Here is a 15,420-nt window from a genome sequence, read left to right on the forward strand (position 1 = left end):
GATGGCATCGGGGGATCCGCGCGACCGGGTGCGCGGCGCGTTCGCCGGGCTGGCGATCGGCGACGCGGCCGGCTGGCCGGCCGCGCGGCACAGGTGGGGCCTGCTCGCCCCGTGGACCCGCCGGCTCGGCCGGGAACTCGACGGCTTCGCCGAGGAGCACCGGGTGACGACGCTGCCGGTGCCGTTCGCGCTGAACCAGCCGGTCGCCGCCCTCGCGGTCGGCCCGTCCGACGACGCCGAGTGGCTGGCCTGGACCGCGCGCACGCTGGGCACCGACCGCCGCGGGGCGTTCGAGGCACTGGGCGACGACGTACGGGCCCGGATCTCGGTGCGCACCGCGCTGGACAACCTGGCGCGCGGCGTCGATCCGCCCGCGAGCGGTCACGACAACCCGCACTTCTTCGACGACGCCGCGGCCGTGCGGGCGGTCGCGTTCGGGGCCGCTCATCCGGGCGCGCCGGAGGACGCGTCCCGGGCCGCGCGCGCCGACGCGGTGATCACCAACGCCGAGGACGGCGTGCACGCGGCCGGGGCGATGGCCGCCGCGACCGCCGTCGCGGTGGCGGGCGCTCCGGCGGGTGACGCCGTCGCCGCCGCCCTGGCGGAACTGCCTCCGGGCACCGCGATCCACGGGGCGGCGACGGACGCGCTCGACCTGCCCGGCGACGCGTTCGCCCTCGTCCCGAGCCTGGACGCGGCCCTCCAGGACCACGTGTACAGCTACGGCGTCGCGGCGGCGCGGACGGTGCCGGTGGCGCTCGCCCTCACCCGCGCGTCCGACGGCGACCTGGCCAGGGCCGTCCCGGCCGCCGCCTGCCTGGCGTCGCTGGCCGACTCGGCGCCCGCGCTCACCGGCGCGCTGACCGGTGCGATCACCGGATGGGCGGCCCTGCCGGAGACCTGGCGGGAACGCGCCCGCCACCTCGCCGGCTGCTGCCTGCCGGAGCTCGCCGGCGCCGACCTCGTCGCCATCGCCGATCGACTCAGCGGTCCCGGACCGTCCGGGACCGCGCACCAGGAAGGAACGGGATGACTCCGTTGCAGGACAAGGCCGTCGGCGCGCTCGTGGGCGCGGCGGTCGGGGACGCGCTCGGCGGGGCGACGGAGGGCTGGACCCCCGAGCAGATCCGGGAACGCTACGACGGCCCCGTCACCGGCATCGTCCCGCCGTACTTCGCCGATTGGCGGAACGCGCGCCCGATCGCGCCGTATCACAAGGGCGACGGGCACGTCACCGACGACACCCTCATGACGCACGCCCTGGTCCGGGTGTACGAGCGGGTGGGCGGCCACCTGGACGCGTACGCCGCCGCCGAGCACCTCGTGCCGGAGATGATGGGGGAGAAGCGCTGGATCCCCGAGCTGGAGGCGGAGGCGCTGCCGCTGCAGCGGGTGTTCCTCGCCGAGAAGTGGCTCGTGCTCCGGCTGCACTACGGCCACGTCGACCCGCGTGAGGCGGGCGTGGGCAACATCGTCAACTGCGGCGCGGCGATGTACATGGCGCCGGTCGGCGTCGTCAACGCCGCCGATCCCGACGGCGCGTACGCCGAGGCGATCGACCTCGCCGGGGCCCACCAGTCCAGCTACGGCCGGGAGGCCGCGGGCGTGTTCGCCGCGGCCGTGGCCGAGGCGATGCGGCCGGGCGCCACGCCGGACTCGGTCGTCTCGGCGGCCGTGCGGCTCGCCAAGGACGGCACCAGGGCGGCGATCGAGGCGGTCTGCGAGCGGGCCCGCGGCCACGCGCGCTGGGAGGGCTCCTTCGACGCCCTGCGCGACGCGATGCGGCCGTACGACACCGTCGCCGACACCTACCGCGATCAGGGCCTGGGCGCGCGACGCCCCAGCCGCGTCCACAGCATCGAGGAACTGCCGCTCGCGCTGGCATTCCTGCTCATCGCGGGCGGCGGCTACCGCGAGACCGTGCTCGGCGCGATCAACTACGGCCGCGACGCCGACTCGATCGCCAGCATGGGCGGTGCGATCGCCGGGGCGCTGGGCGGGAAGGCGGCCGTGCCCGCCGACTGGCGTGAGGACGTCGCGGTCGCCAGCCGCCTGGACCTGGAGGCGCCCGGTCTGGCGATCGCGGCGGTGGCCGAGCGCGTGCACGCCGCCGACGTGGCCCGGCGGCGCGCGCACGAGCAGGCGTTCGCGGAGCTGCTGTGATGCGGCTGACCTGGATCCAGCCCGAGGACCTGATCGGGCACGAGCTCCGCCAGGCCGCGCAGGACGGCCGCGACGTCGCCGACGTCGCCACGCGCTGGCACGCCGCCGGCGGACACGACGCGCCGCCGCGCGCGGGGGCCTCGCCGGAGCCGGCGTCGCCGCAGCTGCGGACGCTGGCCGAGCAGCTGCTCGACGAGCTCGCGGCGATGCCGTCACCGTACGACGAGCCGACCGAGCTCGACGAGATCATCGCCGCCTGCCCTGACTGGCCGGCGGGCGGGCCCCGCCCCGTGGCCTTCGACCGGCTGCACGGCGCGTGGCTCGGCCGGGCCGCCGGGTGCGTCCTCGGCAAGCCCGTGGAGAAGATCCCCCGTGCTGGCATCCGGGAGATCGCCGAGGCGACCGGCAACTGGCCGATCCGCGGCTGGTTCACCGCCGAGGGTCTTCCCGCCGAGATCGCTGAACGCTGGCCGTGGAACCGGCGCAGCGCGGCGACCAGCCTCGCCGAGAACCTCGACGGCACTCCCGAGGACGACGACCTCAACTTCCCGATGCTCGCCCTGGCGATCCTGGAGCGGTACGGGCGGGACTTCACGACCGACGACGTCGCGCAGGCATGGCTGGACGAGCTGCCGGGCGGCCGGGTGTTCACCGCCGAGCGGGTCGCGTACCGCAACCTGCTGCTCGGCGTCGAGCCGCCGCGCACGGCGACGTACCGCAACCCGTTCCGCGAGTGGATCGGCGCGCAGATCCGCGCCGACGTGTACGGCTGGGTCAACCCCGGCGATCCGGCCGCAGCCGCGTCGATGGCGCACCGGGACGCCCGGCTCAGCCACACGGCCAACGGCGTCTACGGCGCGATGTTCGCCGCGGCGATGTGCGCCGCCGCCCTGACCGCCCGCACGGTGGACGAGATCGTCGAGGCGGGGCTGGCGGTGGTGCCGCCGGAGTCCCGCCTGGCACGGGCCGTACGCCGGGCCGTCGCGTCGGCCCGCGCGGAGACCGACGTCGAACGGGTCATCGACGGGCTGTACGAACGCCACGGCGACCTGCACTGGGTCCACTCCGTCAACAACGCCGCGCTCGTCGCCGCCGCCCTGGTCCACGGCGCCGGCGACTTCACCCGGTCGATCGCGGCCGCGGTGGCGGGCGGCTGGGACACCGACTCCGACGGCGCGACGGTCGGATCGGTCGCCGGAGCCCTGCTGGGCGCCGGTCGCCTGCCCGAGCGGTGGACCCGGCCGCTGCGCGACCGCGTCGCCAGCAGCCTGACCGGATTCGACGGCGTGCGCCTCACCGACCTGGCCGCCCGGACCGCCGCCCTCGCGGAGCGGCGATGACAGAACGAGAGGGGCCGGCGATGACCCGCCCGCTGGACGGCGTCCGCGTCCTGGACCTGGCGACGCTGTTCGCCGGGCCGATGGCCGCGATGTTCCTCGGCGACTTCGGCGCCGAGGTCGTCAAGGTCGAGCATCCCCGCCGGCCCGACCCCGCGCGCGGGCACGGGGCGGCCAAGGACGGCATCGGCCTGTGGTGGAAGATGCTCGGCCGGAACAAGCAGACGATCACCCTGAACCTGTCGGAGCCCGAGGGACAGGACGTCCTGCTCCGCCTGGCCCGCGACGCCGACGTCATCATCGAGAACTTCCGCCCCGGCACCCTCGAACGCTGGAACCTGTCCTACGAGCGGCTCCAGGAGGCCAACCCCGGCCTCGTGCTCGCCCGGGTCACCGGCTTCGGGCAGTTCGGCCCGTACGCGCGGCGCCCCGGGTTCGGCACGCTCGCCGAGGCGATGAGCGGGTTCGCGGCGATGACCGGGGAACCGGACGGGCCGCCGACGCTGCCGCCGTTCGGGCTCGCCGATGGCATCGCCGCGCTCGCCACGGCGTACGCGGTGATGACGGCGCTGCGGGCCCGCGACCTGACGGGCCGGGGGCAGGTCGTCGACCTGTCGATCCTCGAGCCGATCCTCACCGTGCTCGGCGGCCAGCCGACCGCGTACGACCAGCTCGGGCTCGTTCCGCCGCGTACCGGGAACCGCTCGGTCAACAATGCGCCGCGCAACACCTACCGCTGCGCGGACGGCTCCTGGGTGGCGGTCTCCACCTCGGCGCAGAACATCGCCGAGCGGGTGATGCGCCTGGTCGGACGGCCGGAGTACGTCGACGAGCCATGGTTCGCGACGGGCGCCGGCCGGGCCGCGCACGCCGACGAGCTTGACGCGGCGGTCGCCGCGTGGGTGGGCGAGCGCACCCGGGAGCAGGTGCTCGCCGAGTTCGAGAAGGCCGAGGCGGCGGTCGCGCCGATCTACGACGTGCGCGACCTCATGGCCGATCCGCAACTCGCCGCGCTGGATGCGATCACGACCGTCGACGACCCGGACTTCGGGCCGCTGCGCATGCAGAACGTCCTGTTCCGGCTGTCGGCGACGCCCGGCACGCTGCGCTGGACCGGGCGCGCGCACGGTGCCGACACCGACCGCGTCCTCGGTGCGGCCGGCCTGACCGCCGACGAGATCGACGCGCTCCGCGCCCGCGGGGTGATCTGAGCGTGCCGGCGTGCCTCCCGTCCCCGGCGGACGTGCCGGGCGCCCGTGAGGGGATCCGCGAATGACGACGCTGCTGTACGTCCCCGCCGACCGGCCCGACCGCGTGGCCAAGGCGCTCGCCACCGACGCGGACGTGGTGATCCTCGACCTGGAGGACGCCGTGGCCCCGGCGCACAAGGACCGGGCACGAGAGCACGTCGCCGCCGTGCTGGCGGAGCCGACGCGCCCGGTCCAGGTCCGAGTCAACGACGTGCGATCCGGCTGGGGCCGCGCCGACCTGGCGGCCCTGGCCGGACTGCTCCCCGCGACGGACGGCGTCCGCCTGCCGAAGATCGAGTCCGTGGACCGGGTACGGCGGATCGCGGATCTCGTCCCGGGCGCCGGCCTGCACCTGCTCCTGGAGTCCGCGCTGGGCGTCGAGCGGGCGCACGACCTGGCGACCGCCCACCCGGCGGTGGCCTCCATCGGGCTCGGCGAGGCCGACCTCAAGGCGGACCTCGGCGTGGCCGATGAGACCGGGCTGGCCTGGGCGCGGTCACGGATCGTCGTGGCGGCGCGGGCCGCCGGTCTGCCCGCTCCGGTCCAGTCGGTCCATCCCGACATCCGCGACCTGGACGGGCTGGCCGCGTCCTGCCGGCTCGGCCGCGCCCTCGGATTCCGGGGGCGGGCGGCGATCCACCCCGCCCAGCTGCCGGTGATCGCCGAGGTGTACCGGCCGACCGCCGAGGAGGTCGCCGCCGCCCGCCGGATCGTCGCGGCCTACGAGGAGGGGGACGCGACGGGGACCGGGGCCGTGGCCCTCCCCGACGGTGGTTTCGTCGATCTCGCCGTCGTCCGCCAGGCGCGGAACGTCCTCACGGAGGTCTCCGGCGAGCGGCCCGCCTGACCGGACCTCGGCGGCTCAGGGCTTGCGGGCGACGCCGCCGAGGGTCGCGACCTCCCTGGGCGGGCCGAACGGGTCCGGTTCGGGGCGCCACCGCTGAATCGGCACGATGCCCGGCTCGACCGGCTCCAGGCCCGCGAAGAAACCGGTGATCTGTTCCGGCGTCCGCAGGTGGTAGGGGATCGCACCGCTGTCCTTGTAGCGTCGGCTCGCCTCCCGGTGGGCCGCTCCGACGTCGACGCTGTCGGCGAGCGCGAGGAAGCTGCCGGAGGGGAGCGCCTCCATCAGCCGCCGGACGATCGACCGGGCCTCCGTGTAGTCCTCGAGGTGGCCCAGCACGCCCATGAAGATCAACGCGACGGGGCGGGTCAGGTCGAGCGTGTCGGCCGCCGCCTGGGCGATCTTCTCGGGCTCGCGCATGTCGGCGTCGATGTAGTCGGTCCTGCCCTCGGCGGAGCTCGTCAGGAGCGCGCGGGCGTGCGCGAGGACCAGCGGCTCGTTGTCGACGTAGACGATCCGGCAGCCGGGCGCGACGCGCTGCGCCACCTCATGGGTGTTGTCGACCGTCGGCAGGCCGGTGCCCACGTCGAGGAACTGCCGGATGCCCTCCTCGCCGGCCAGGTGCCGTACGGCGCGGGCGAGGAAATGGCGGGCGGCGCGGGCGGTGTCGACGATGCCGGGGAAGATCTCCCGGTACTGGTCGCCGGCCGCGCGGTCGACCGGATAGTTGTCCTTGCCGCCCAGCCAGTAGTTCCAGACGCGGGCGGAGTGGGGGACGCTCGTGTCGATCTCCGGCGTCGGCGCCGGTTCGGGGCTGGTGGACCTGTCGTTCACGGGTCTCCCTCGCTGCCGTCCGATGGGCGTGATCCCCATCCTGCCGGTTCCTCCGGTTCGCCGCGATGTCGGCCCCTTGAGTGCTTGACGGCCGCCGCCGATCGGACCACTATGAACGCATGTTCATGAACGTGTGTTCATGACCCGAGGCGAGGAGCCGTGATGTCGCAGATCGTCAACGCCGGGCAGGCCGAGGCGTGGAACGGATACGAGGGGGAGCACTGGGCCGGTCACGCCGACCGGTACGACGCCGTGAACAGCGGCTTCAACCGGTTCGTGCTGGACGCGGCCGCGATCGGGGAGCGGGACCGGGTGGTGGACATCGGCTGCGGCAACGGGCAGCTGACGCGACTCGCCGCCCGTACGGCCCGGTCCGGCCGGGTCCACGGGATCGACCTGTCCGCGCCCATGCTCGCCAGAGCGCGCTCCCGGGCCGCCGAGGAGGGCCTGGCCAACATGACCTTCGAGCAGGCGGACGCCCAGGTCCACGCCTTCCCCGCGGGCGGCTTCGACGCGGCGATCAGCCGGTTCGGAGTGATGTTCTTCGCCGATCCGCTCGCCGCGTTCACCAACATCGGCCGCGCGCTCCTGCCGGGCGGGCGCCTGGCCTTCGTGTGCATGACCGGGCTCGAGGGCACCGACCTGGGCGCCGTCTTCGGGGTGATGGCCGCCCACCTGCCGCGGCCCACCGGGCCCGACGGCACCGGGCCGACGTCGTTCGCGGACCCCGCACGCGTACGGCAGGTGCTGGCCGAAGCCGGATTCGGTGAGGTCGAGTGCACGCTCGTCGAGGCGGACCAGACCTGGGGCCGGGACCTCGCCGACGCCGCCGGGTTCATCCGCGACTGGGGGCCGGTGAGGTACCAGCTGCGCCAGGTGAGCCCGGAGGCGGCCACCCGGGCGAGTGACGCGCTCACGGCCGCGCTCCGGCCCTTCGCCCGGCCCGAGGGCGTCCGGCTCCGCGGCACGGCCTGGCTCGTGACCGCTCGTCGCCCGGCCTGAGGCCGGCGCGCCGCGAAGGGGGCCCGTCCCGCCTGAGGGGCCGTCGCGCGGCGCGGCTCACTACGATGCGTGCCGATGGCACCGAGAAGAGCGGCGGCGCTCCGCGACGGCGGCGGAGAGCAGAGCCTGCGCGCCCACCTGATCGCCACCGCCGAACGCCTGATCTCCGAACGCGGCACGGCCGGGCTCACCGTGCGCGCGATCGCCCGCGCGGCCGGGGTCGCCGACGGAGTGCTCTACAACCACTTCGCCGACAAGGAGGAGTTGCTGGCCCACGCTCTGCAGGCGCGGGTACGGGCCGTCGAGAGCGGCCTCGGCGCGCTCCCCGAGCCGGGCGGCGGGACGGTCGAGGGCAACCTGCGCGCCTACCTCGCCCACGGCCTGGACCTGCATCGGGCGATCCTCCCGGCGTTCGCCGGGTTGCTCGGCCGGCCCGAGGTCCTCGCCAGGTTCGCCGACCTGGCGCGGCCGGGGGACGACTGGCGCGATCGGCTGATCGGCTACCTGCGGGCCGAGCGGGACCTGGGGCGGCTCGCACCGGACGCGCCGGTGGAGCCGGCGGCCCGGATGATGGTCGGCGTCTGTCACGAGGCGATCCTGTCCTCGTTGCTGCGCCGCTCCGGGACACCGGACACCGCTTCCGTTCCCCCGGAGGAGATCGATGCCGTGGTCGCCGCCGTACTGCGGGGCATCGGCCGCTGATCCGGGCCATCGCTCCGGACCGTCTCTTGCGGACCATCGCTCCGGACCGTCGCTCCGGGCCGTTCCTCGGGTGACGGCCCGGCCGCACTCGGCCTGCGGCCGGGTACGGCCGGACGCCGCCGGGCGGACCGGGGCAAAGGGCCGGTAACGTGCGGCCATGAGACTCGGTGTCCTGGATGTCGGATCGAACACCGTTCACCTGCTGGTGGTCGACGCACACCACGGCGCGGCGCCGCTGCCCGCCTTCTCCCACAAGGAGGAGATGCGGCTGGCCGCCCACCTGGAGGACGACCGGCTGTCCGAGGAGGGGGCGGCGCTGCTGGAGAGCTTCGTCGCGGACGCCGTGCGCATCGCCGAGGACAAGGGGGTGGAACGGCTCATCGGGTTCGCCACCTCGGCGGTCCGCGAGGCGGCCAACGGTGAGGACGTCCTCGCGAAGGTGCGCGCCGAGAGCGGTGTGGACCTTCGGGTGCTCCCCGGCGAGGAGGAGGCGCGGCTGACCTTCCTGGCCGCGCGCCGGTGGTTCGGCTGGTCGGCGGGTCGCCTGCTGCTCCTCGACATCGGCGGCGGTTCCCTCGAGATCGCCGCGGGCGCCGACGAGGACCCGGACTTCGCGGCGTCCGTGCCGCTGGGAGCGGGGAGGCTGACCCGTGACTGGTTCACCGCCGATCCGCCGCCGCCCGAGGAGGTGCGCGCGCTCCGCAAGTACGTCCGGGCGGCGATCGCCCGCGAGGTCTCCGGGGTGACACGGCGCGGCACGCCGGATCACGCCGTGGCGACCTCCAAGACGTTCAAGCAGCTCGCCCGGATCGCCGGAGCCGCTCCGACCGGGCAGGGCCCGCTGGTCCAGCGGGTGCTCAGTCACGCGGACCTCATCGAGTGGACCGAACGGCTGGCCGGGATGAGCGCGGACGAGCGCGCCGAGTTGCCGGGGGTGTCGCCGGGCCGGGCGCCGCAGCTCGTCGCCGGGGCGATCGTCGCGGACGCCGCGATGGACCTGTTCGAGCTGTCCGAGGTCATGGTCTGCCCGTGGGCGCTGAGAGAGGGCGTCATCCTGCGTCATCTCGACATGTTGCCCGAGTCGGCCTGACCCGCCGGAGAGGCGGAGCCGCGTACGCGTGAGCAGGAACAACCACGCGAAACGTTGACATGTGCGCGTTTGAGGCCAAAACTGAGCACGATCGATCATGATCAGGCATGGGCCGGAATGGGGGCACCAGCCCGCAGACCCCTCTCGGGAGGTACCGGGTGCTGTCATGGCGTGACCGACCGGTCGCGATCGCCGTCTCTCTCGCAACGCTGACGCTGGGCTCCCTCGCCGCGGTGCCCGCCGCGGACGCCGGCACGAAGGCCGCCGCCGGCCCGCGGGTGACCCACGATGCCCGCTCGGTGACCCTCAGAGTGCCCCCATCGGCCGGAGCGCCGGGGTACTCCGTCAAGGTCGCCACCGAATCCCTGACCATCACGACCACGCGGGGCGGGCGCACGGTCCTGGCCACCGCGGGCGGCACGGTCGGCGGCCTGCGCTTCCGCGACGGCGGGACCTGGCAGCGGGCCACCAGGGTCACCGGCTGGTCCTGGAAGAACGGCGTGCTGCGCCTCGACACCGCCACCACGCGGGACGGCGTCACCGCCGAGGCGCTGATCACGCCGAAGCCCGACCGTTACGCCCTGTCCTGGAGCGTCAAGGGCGGCGCCGCCGACCGGCTGGGCCTCGCCTTCGACCTGAAGTCCGCGGGTCACTGGTACGGCCACGGCGAGACGGCGACCCCGGGCGGCGGTCCGTACACCGACCAGCCGTGGCCACTGGACGCCGGCGACGTGCACGACGACGCCTTCGGGCCGGCGTCGTACGAGGTGGTCGACCCGTTCTGGTACACCTCCAGCGCCACCGGGCTGCTCGTCGACACCGACGAGGTCATGGACGTCGCCATCAACGACGGAAAGGACGGCCTCGGCCGCTTCACCGTCGACTCCGGCGGCACCTACAACGCCACCGTCTTCGTGGAGGCGGACCCCTTCCAGGTCTACCGCGACCACACCGGCGTCGTGGGCAAGCCCGCCAAGAGCGACGCCACGTACACGCAGTTCGCCGAGCCGCTGTGGAACTCCTGGGCACAGTTCTACACGAACGTCGACCAGGCCAAGCTCCTCGACTACGCGCAGAAGCTGCACGACGACGGCATCCCCGGGCACACGATCCAGCTCGACGACCGGTGGGAGTCCAACTACGGCAACCTGACCTTCGACACCAGGACCTTCCCCGACGCCCGTGCGATGTCGGACCGGATCCACGCGATGGGCTACGACTTCGGTATCTGGGTCACCCTGTGGATCAACCTGGACTCCACCAACTACCGGTACGCCGCCGACCACGGCTACCTGCTGAAGGACAAGGCCGATCCCGCCAAGCCCTGCACGGTGAGCTGGTGGAACGGCACCGCGGGCATCGTCGACCTGGCCAACCCCGACGCCAAGGCCTGGTACGTCGCGAACCTGAAGAAGCTGATGAGCACCTACCGGGTGGACGGCTTCAAGTTCGACACCCGCTTCTTCGACGACACCTGCGCCCCCGATGACGGCTACCGGCGCGCCGACTACCAGCGGCTCGGCGCGCAGCTCGCCGACCAGTTCGATCTGCAGGGCGCCGGCATCCGCGTGCACTGGAGCGGATCGCAGCAGACCGGCTTCGTCATCCGCCAGGTCGACAAGGGGACCGGCTGGGACTCCCTCGCGGCCTCCGTGGCGCAGAACCTCGCGATCTCCACGATCGGCTATCCGTTCGTCGAGACCGACATGGTCGGCGGCTCGCTCGGCCAGCCCGCCCCGACCAAGGAGGTCCTCATCCGGTGGGCCCAGGCGGCCTCGCTGATGCCGTTGATGTACTCCTCGACGTCCCCCGCCGGAACCAACGACACGACGACCGGCAAGCCGGTCTCCTACGACCAGGAGACGATCGACCGGTACCGCGACGCCGTGCAGGCGCACGGCAGGCTCGCGCCCTACATCTGGGACCAGGTGCGGCACAGTGTCGCGACCGGCGACCCGATCATGCGGCCGCTGTTCTTCGACTTCCCGAAGGACGCGAGGGCGTACACGGTGAACGACGAGTGGATGCTCGGCCCGGCGGTTCTCGCCGCGCCGAAGCTGAGCAGCGGCGTCACCCGTGACGTGTTCCTGCCGACGGGGACCTGGTTCGACGTCAACCGCGGCACCGTGATCCACGGCCCGGTGACCCTGCGCGGCTACAGCGTGCCGCTCGACGTCACGCCGGCGTTCGTCGATCTGAAGGCCCCGGGCGCCGCCACGGCGATCCGCGCGCTCAAGTAGGCGGCAGCCGGTCGGCGGCGTGCCGACCGGAGCGGTAGGGGCGACGACCGCGGCCGGTGACCCTGGTCACCGGCCGCGGTCCGCTTCACGCCGCCTCAGCTCGCGGGCGACCAGTAGTCACCGGCCATGACGATGTAGACGAGCATCTTGATCGTTTCACCGTAGTACGTGTCGCCGTACGGGTTGCCGGCCAGGAAGTTCCAGAGCTTGTCGGTCCAGCCCTGGTCTCCGGCGGCCATGGCGGCGACACCGACGGGATCGTTGGCCGCCTCGGACTGGTCGCCGGTCTGTGTGGGCGTGCCGTCGAGCTTCGTGTGCGGGTAGATCTTGGCGGGGTCGCCGCCGGCATGGCTCTTGTAGCTCGCGGACTCCTTCGTCGCGACGCCGATGCTCACGGACGAGCCGTAAAGGAGGGCGTCGGTGCCGATGTGCCACGGCACGCGCACGGAGTTGTACCCGACGATGTCGTCCGGCTGGCTCTCCTGGTAGTCGGCGGGGGCCGGCTTCGGGCCGGTGGTGTTCGCGTCCACCACGAAGTCCGACAGCAGGTTCGCGGTGGGGGAGTACTTCGCGGTGAACTCCTGGATCACGGCCTCGGTACGGGTGACGACCTTGTTCCAGTCATGCGCGGGGTCGTACGCGGCAAAGGCGCGCAGGTGGTCGAGCATGTGGTCGGACGGGCGCGTGTCGGTGGTCGGTCCGTCGTCCTCGCACTTGAGATGCCCGTCGGGGGCCACGTCCGCGGCGTACAACTTGGCCAGCCAGTCCTTGGCGGCGGTGGTGTAGCCGCCCCACTGCCGGTCGGCGAGGATGAGGCCGTAGCCGACGTCCAGGTCGCCATCGGTCGCGGCGTCCGGCGTGCCGGAGTCGGCGTACTCACAGGAGCTGCCGTCGATCTTCCACTGCATCATGCCGTGGGAGTCGCGGTGGGTCGATACGACGTGCCACAGCCCGTCGAACTCCGCCTGGGCGTTCGCGTCGTATCCGGCCATCAGCGGCACGATGTTCATCCCGTAGCCCTGCGCCTCGGAGACGGTGCCCTTGTTCGGCGCGTCTCCGGTCGCGTAGACGAGGTACCCACCGCAGGCGGCGCGCAGGTACTTGCTCTTCCATGAGTCGTACTGCTTCTTGACGGCGGCGTCCCGCGCGGACTGACCCACGGACGGCAGGACACCGGTCCGGTACGTCACGTGTGCCGGGAAGGGACGGGTGGGGGCGGCGGCCGCCCGGACCGGTTCCGAGCCGGCGGTCGACGCGCCGCCGGCCGGGCCGGTCATGGTGATGAAGGGGAGGGAGAGGGCGGCGGCCACGGTCGCGAGGGCGGTCGTCCGGGCCGTTCGGTGGGACATGGCGGGCTCCTCGGAAGGGGACACTGCGGGCGTCGCCGGACCGGCGTGCCGGCGTTCCGACGCTTGTTAGGAAGGTTTCCTAACAAGCTCCGAGGATGAATCGCCTCCGCACCTACGTCAAGAGGACGACGCCGAACGACGCGGGGCGGGCCGGGGGAGTCCCCGGCCCGCCCCGCGGTCGCGTCAGTGGTGGTGGTGCACCACCACGTGGTGGACGACGTGGTGGTGCACCACGTGGTGGTGAGAGTGGCCGCAGGCCGACAGCGCGAGCAACGCCGGCACGAGTCCCACGATCGCCGCCGTCGCCAGCCGGATCCGCCGAACCATCACGTCTTCCTCCGAGAGTCGTACCTTCAGGCTTCATCCGGCTTCTCCGGAGAAACCCTTCATTCAACGAGAACACAGACGCGCCGCAGCGCTGATCGGTTCCGGTCAGAATCTCATCGGTCGACGCCCGGCAAGCGTTTCGCGGTCACAGTCCCATGCAGGCGAGGGCACGCTGGAAGGCCACCTTCTGCCCGTCGGCCTGCCCCGCCGCGCCCAGCAGCTCCGCCAGGTCGAACCAGGCGCGTGCCGCGGGCCGGTGCGCCTCCATCTTCTCCAGGTAGTCCACCGCCTGGAACAGGGCGGCCACCGCCTCCTCCCGCTGTCCGAGGCGCGCCTGCGCGTCGGACAGCACGGTGTACGCCTCGGCGATGACCTGGCCGGCGGTGTCCCCGAGCAGCCCGGCGGCCTGCCGGGCCAGGCTCGCCGCCTCCACCGGGTTGCCGAGCACGATCTCGGCGCGCGCCTGGTGCAGCAGGCAGGACGCGAGGTCGACGGTGCTGGTGGCGGTGGACTCCATCTCGCGCTGGGCGTGGCGGAGCACGTCGAGCGCCTCCTCGGCGCGGTCCGGCCTCGCGCAGAGCAGGAAGTGACCGTAGGCCGCCCGCAGCCGGCTCAGGTTGCGGGCGTCGTCCTCCTCGCCGAGGAGCGCGATGGCGCGCTCGGCCAGCTTGAGCGCGCCGGGGGCGTCACCGCTGAGCTCCGCCGCCCAGGCGGCGTTCCAGTAGGCGGCCATCCGTGCCTTGGGCGTCCCGATGGCCTCCGCCCGCGTGGTCAGCATGTCGGCGAACTGGCGCGCGTACGCGAGGTCACCGCGGTGGATGTACGCGGCGAGGATCGTGGAGCCGAGCATCACCATCGCGTCGCTCCACTGACCGCCCATGACGGTGAGCTCGTCCAGGGCCTCCTCGCCGACCTGGATGCTGGTGGTCAGGTCGCCGAGCTGCCGGTGGCAGCGGATCAGCGCGGTGTGGACCCGGGCCCACTGGTCGGGCTCGGTGGTGGGCGAGATCATCCCCGCCGCGCGCTCCAGCTCCCCGATCGCCTCCTTCAGCGCGCCGGTCGCCTCGAGCGCGAGGGCGTGCCCCCAACACGCTTCGTGAGCGAGCCCCGGAATATCGGTCACGGCCGGATGGGCCAGAACCTCGGCGAAACGGATCCGTGCCTCATCGGCCGCGCCGTTCTCCAGAGCGATGTGCGCGTAACGCAGCGTCTCCCGGAGGCCCGCGATCGCCTCCTCGCTGACTCCGGTCAGCAGATATGACTCGGAGCAGTCGAGCTTGCGGGCCAGCAACGCGATCATGCTCGGCGCCGGCGTGCGCTTGCCGCTTTCGATGAGTGAGACGTAGCTGTCGGAGAGTTCCGGCCAGGCGAGCTGTGCCTGAGAGAGGTTCTTGCGCAGCCGCAAAGTCCGAATCCGTTCACCGAGTGATTCTTGCTCTGGCATCTCGCCCGCCTCTAGAAGAAAATGACACTGCCACAGGAAAGGATAAGAAAGAATGTCACGTCTGCGCAGGGCCATAGCACTGGTCTTCGTTTCGACTATCGCGTCACTGATCGTGAGCGGTACCGCCGGTTCCGTCACGTCGGCGTCCGCCGCGACGGCCCGGTCGAGTGCCTCAATGACCGTCGCCCTGTCCGTACCGTCACCGGGTGACCTCACCTGCTGCTGACCGGATCCGGAACCGCATCCTCGAAGTAGGAGCGGGAATGCCCGGATTCTCGGTGGTGTGGCCGACCGGGCGGTCACACCACCGAGAACCCCGGTTCCACGTGATGCCGGCCCACCGGCCGGATCGCGGGGGCGATGGAATCACCGCCCCCACTGCGACGTTGTCGAGTGCGTGGCGGCCCGACGGGTCGCCGGCATTCGATGACGAGGAGCTTCAATGGCCACGACGACACTGACGGCCGAGAACTTCGACAAGACGGCGAGCGGCGACGGCATCGTGCTGGTCGACTTCTGGGCGAGCTGGTGCGGGCCGTGCCGGATGTTCGCGCCGATCTACGAAGAGGCCTCGGTCAAGCACGAGGACGTCGTCTTCGGCAAGGTCGACACCGAGGCCGAGCAGGACCTGGCCGCACGCTTCGACATCACGTCGATCCCGACGATCATGGCGATCCGCGACGGGGTCATCGTGTTCGCTCAGCCCGGCGCGCTTCCCGCCGAGTCGCTGGAGAGCCTGATCGAGCAGGTCCGCGCCCTCGACATGGACGACGTGCGCAGCCGCCTCGCGAACAAGTCCTGACGCCGGCGGCGGGGCGCCGGCCGGTCACACCGGCCG

General features: G+C 72.9%; 14 protein-coding genes. 10 read left to right on the forward strand and 4 right to left on the reverse strand.

Going from position 1 to position 15,420, the window contains the following annotated elements:
• Position 1: 1 nt before the first annotated feature.
• The 5 genes from NDW01_RS34630 to NDW01_RS34650 all read left to right on the forward strand — a co-directional run bounded on the left by NDW01_RS34630 (position 2) and on the right by NDW01_RS34650 (position 5,597).
• Complete coding sequence (locus NDW01_RS34630; RefSeq protein WP_252828565.1) at positions 2-1,033, forward strand: ADP-ribosylglycohydrolase family protein; 1,032 nt, start codon at positions 2-4, stop codon at positions 1,031-1,033.
• Complete coding sequence (locus NDW01_RS34635) at positions 1,030-2,163, forward strand: ADP-ribosylglycohydrolase family protein (RefSeq protein WP_252828566.1); 1,134 nt, start codon at positions 1,030-1,032, stop codon at positions 2,161-2,163. Before NDW01_RS34630 ends, NDW01_RS34635 begins: the two co-directional genes overlap by 4 nt.
• Positions 2,163-3,503, forward strand: a complete 1,341-nt coding sequence (locus NDW01_RS34640) for an ADP-ribosylglycohydrolase family protein (RefSeq protein WP_252828567.1) — start codon at positions 2,163-2,165, stop codon at positions 3,501-3,503. Before NDW01_RS34635 ends, NDW01_RS34640 begins: the two co-directional genes overlap by 1 nt.
• Positions 3,500-4,711 carry a CaiB/BaiF CoA transferase family protein gene (locus NDW01_RS34645; RefSeq protein ID WP_252828568.1) on the forward strand — a complete coding sequence of 404 codons (1,212 nt, stop codon included), beginning with the start codon at positions 3,500-3,502 and terminating at the stop codon, positions 4,709-4,711. Before NDW01_RS34640 ends, NDW01_RS34645 begins: the two co-directional genes overlap by 4 nt.
• Positions 4,712-4,772: 61 nt before the next feature.
• A complete protein-coding gene (locus NDW01_RS34650) occupies positions 4,773-5,597 on the forward strand; it encodes an HpcH/HpaI aldolase/citrate lyase family protein (RefSeq protein WP_252828569.1) in 825 nt (274 codons plus the stop codon).
• A 15-nt stretch (positions 5,598-5,612) separates the two neighbouring features.
• Here the strand turns inward: NDW01_RS34650 and NDW01_RS34655 are convergent, their stop codons facing one another.
• On the reverse strand, positions 5,613-6,428 hold the full coding sequence (locus NDW01_RS34655) for an SAM-dependent methyltransferase (protein ID WP_252828570.1): 816 nt from the start codon (positions 6,426-6,428) through the stop codon (positions 5,613-5,615).
• 162 nt (positions 6,429-6,590) lie between these two features.
• On the opposite strand from NDW01_RS34655, the gene NDW01_RS34660 reads away from it, so the two are divergent.
• The 4 genes from NDW01_RS34660 to NDW01_RS34675 all read left to right on the forward strand — a co-directional run bounded on the left by NDW01_RS34660 (position 6,591) and on the right by NDW01_RS34675 (position 11,462).
• Positions 6,591-7,430 carry a class I SAM-dependent methyltransferase gene (locus tag NDW01_RS34660; protein ID WP_252828572.1) on the forward strand — a complete coding sequence of 280 codons (840 nt, stop codon included), beginning with the start codon at positions 6,591-6,593 and terminating at the stop codon, positions 7,428-7,430.
• A 75-nt stretch (positions 7,431-7,505) separates the two neighbouring features.
• A complete protein-coding gene (locus NDW01_RS34665) occupies positions 7,506-8,132 on the forward strand; it encodes a TetR/AcrR family transcriptional regulator (RefSeq protein ID WP_252828574.1) in 627 nt (208 codons plus the stop codon).
• 157 nt (positions 8,133-8,289) lie between these two features.
• Entirely contained in the window at positions 8,290-9,222 is a 933-nt protein-coding gene (locus NDW01_RS34670; protein WP_252828575.1) for a Ppx/GppA phosphatase family protein, read from the forward strand.
• A gap of 107 nt (positions 9,223-9,329) precedes the next feature.
• Entirely contained in the window at positions 9,330-11,462 is a 2,133-nt protein-coding gene (locus NDW01_RS34675; RefSeq protein ID WP_252828576.1) for a glycoside hydrolase family 31 protein, read from the forward strand.
• Positions 11,463-11,557: 95 nt separating this feature from the next.
• Here NDW01_RS34675 and NDW01_RS34680 read toward each other — a convergent pair whose 3' ends face one another.
• From NDW01_RS34680 to NDW01_RS43595, 3 genes are all read right to left on the reverse strand, one after another.
• On the reverse strand, positions 11,558-12,811 hold the full coding sequence (locus NDW01_RS34680) for a glycosyl hydrolase family 8 (RefSeq protein WP_252828581.1): 1,254 nt from the start codon (positions 12,809-12,811) through the stop codon (positions 11,558-11,560).
• A 183-nt stretch (positions 12,812-12,994) separates the two neighbouring features.
• The gene (locus NDW01_RS34685) at positions 12,995-13,138 is read right to left on the reverse strand and encodes a hypothetical protein (protein ID WP_252828582.1); all 144 of its coding nucleotides are present in this window, start codon (positions 13,136-13,138) and stop codon (positions 12,995-12,997) included.
• Positions 13,139-13,283: 145 nt separating this feature from the next.
• On the reverse strand, positions 13,284-14,582 hold the full coding sequence (locus NDW01_RS43595) for a helix-turn-helix domain-containing protein (RefSeq protein WP_305883845.1): 1,299 nt from the start codon (positions 14,580-14,582) through the stop codon (positions 13,284-13,286).
• 442 nt (positions 14,583-15,024) lie between these two features.
• Here NDW01_RS43595 and trxA point away from each other — a divergent pair, with 442 nt between their 5' ends.
• Positions 15,025-15,384 (forward strand): thioredoxin, encoded by a 360-nt coding sequence (gene trxA, locus NDW01_RS34700; RefSeq protein WP_252828583.1) that lies wholly within the window; start codon positions 15,025-15,027, stop codon positions 15,382-15,384.
• Positions 15,385-15,420 lie beyond the last annotated feature (36 nt).

This window comes from Actinoallomurus soli (assembly GCF_024055715.1).
Taxonomy (GTDB): domain Bacteria; phylum Actinomycetota; class Actinomycetes; order Streptosporangiales; family Streptosporangiaceae; genus Actinoallomurus; species Actinoallomurus soli.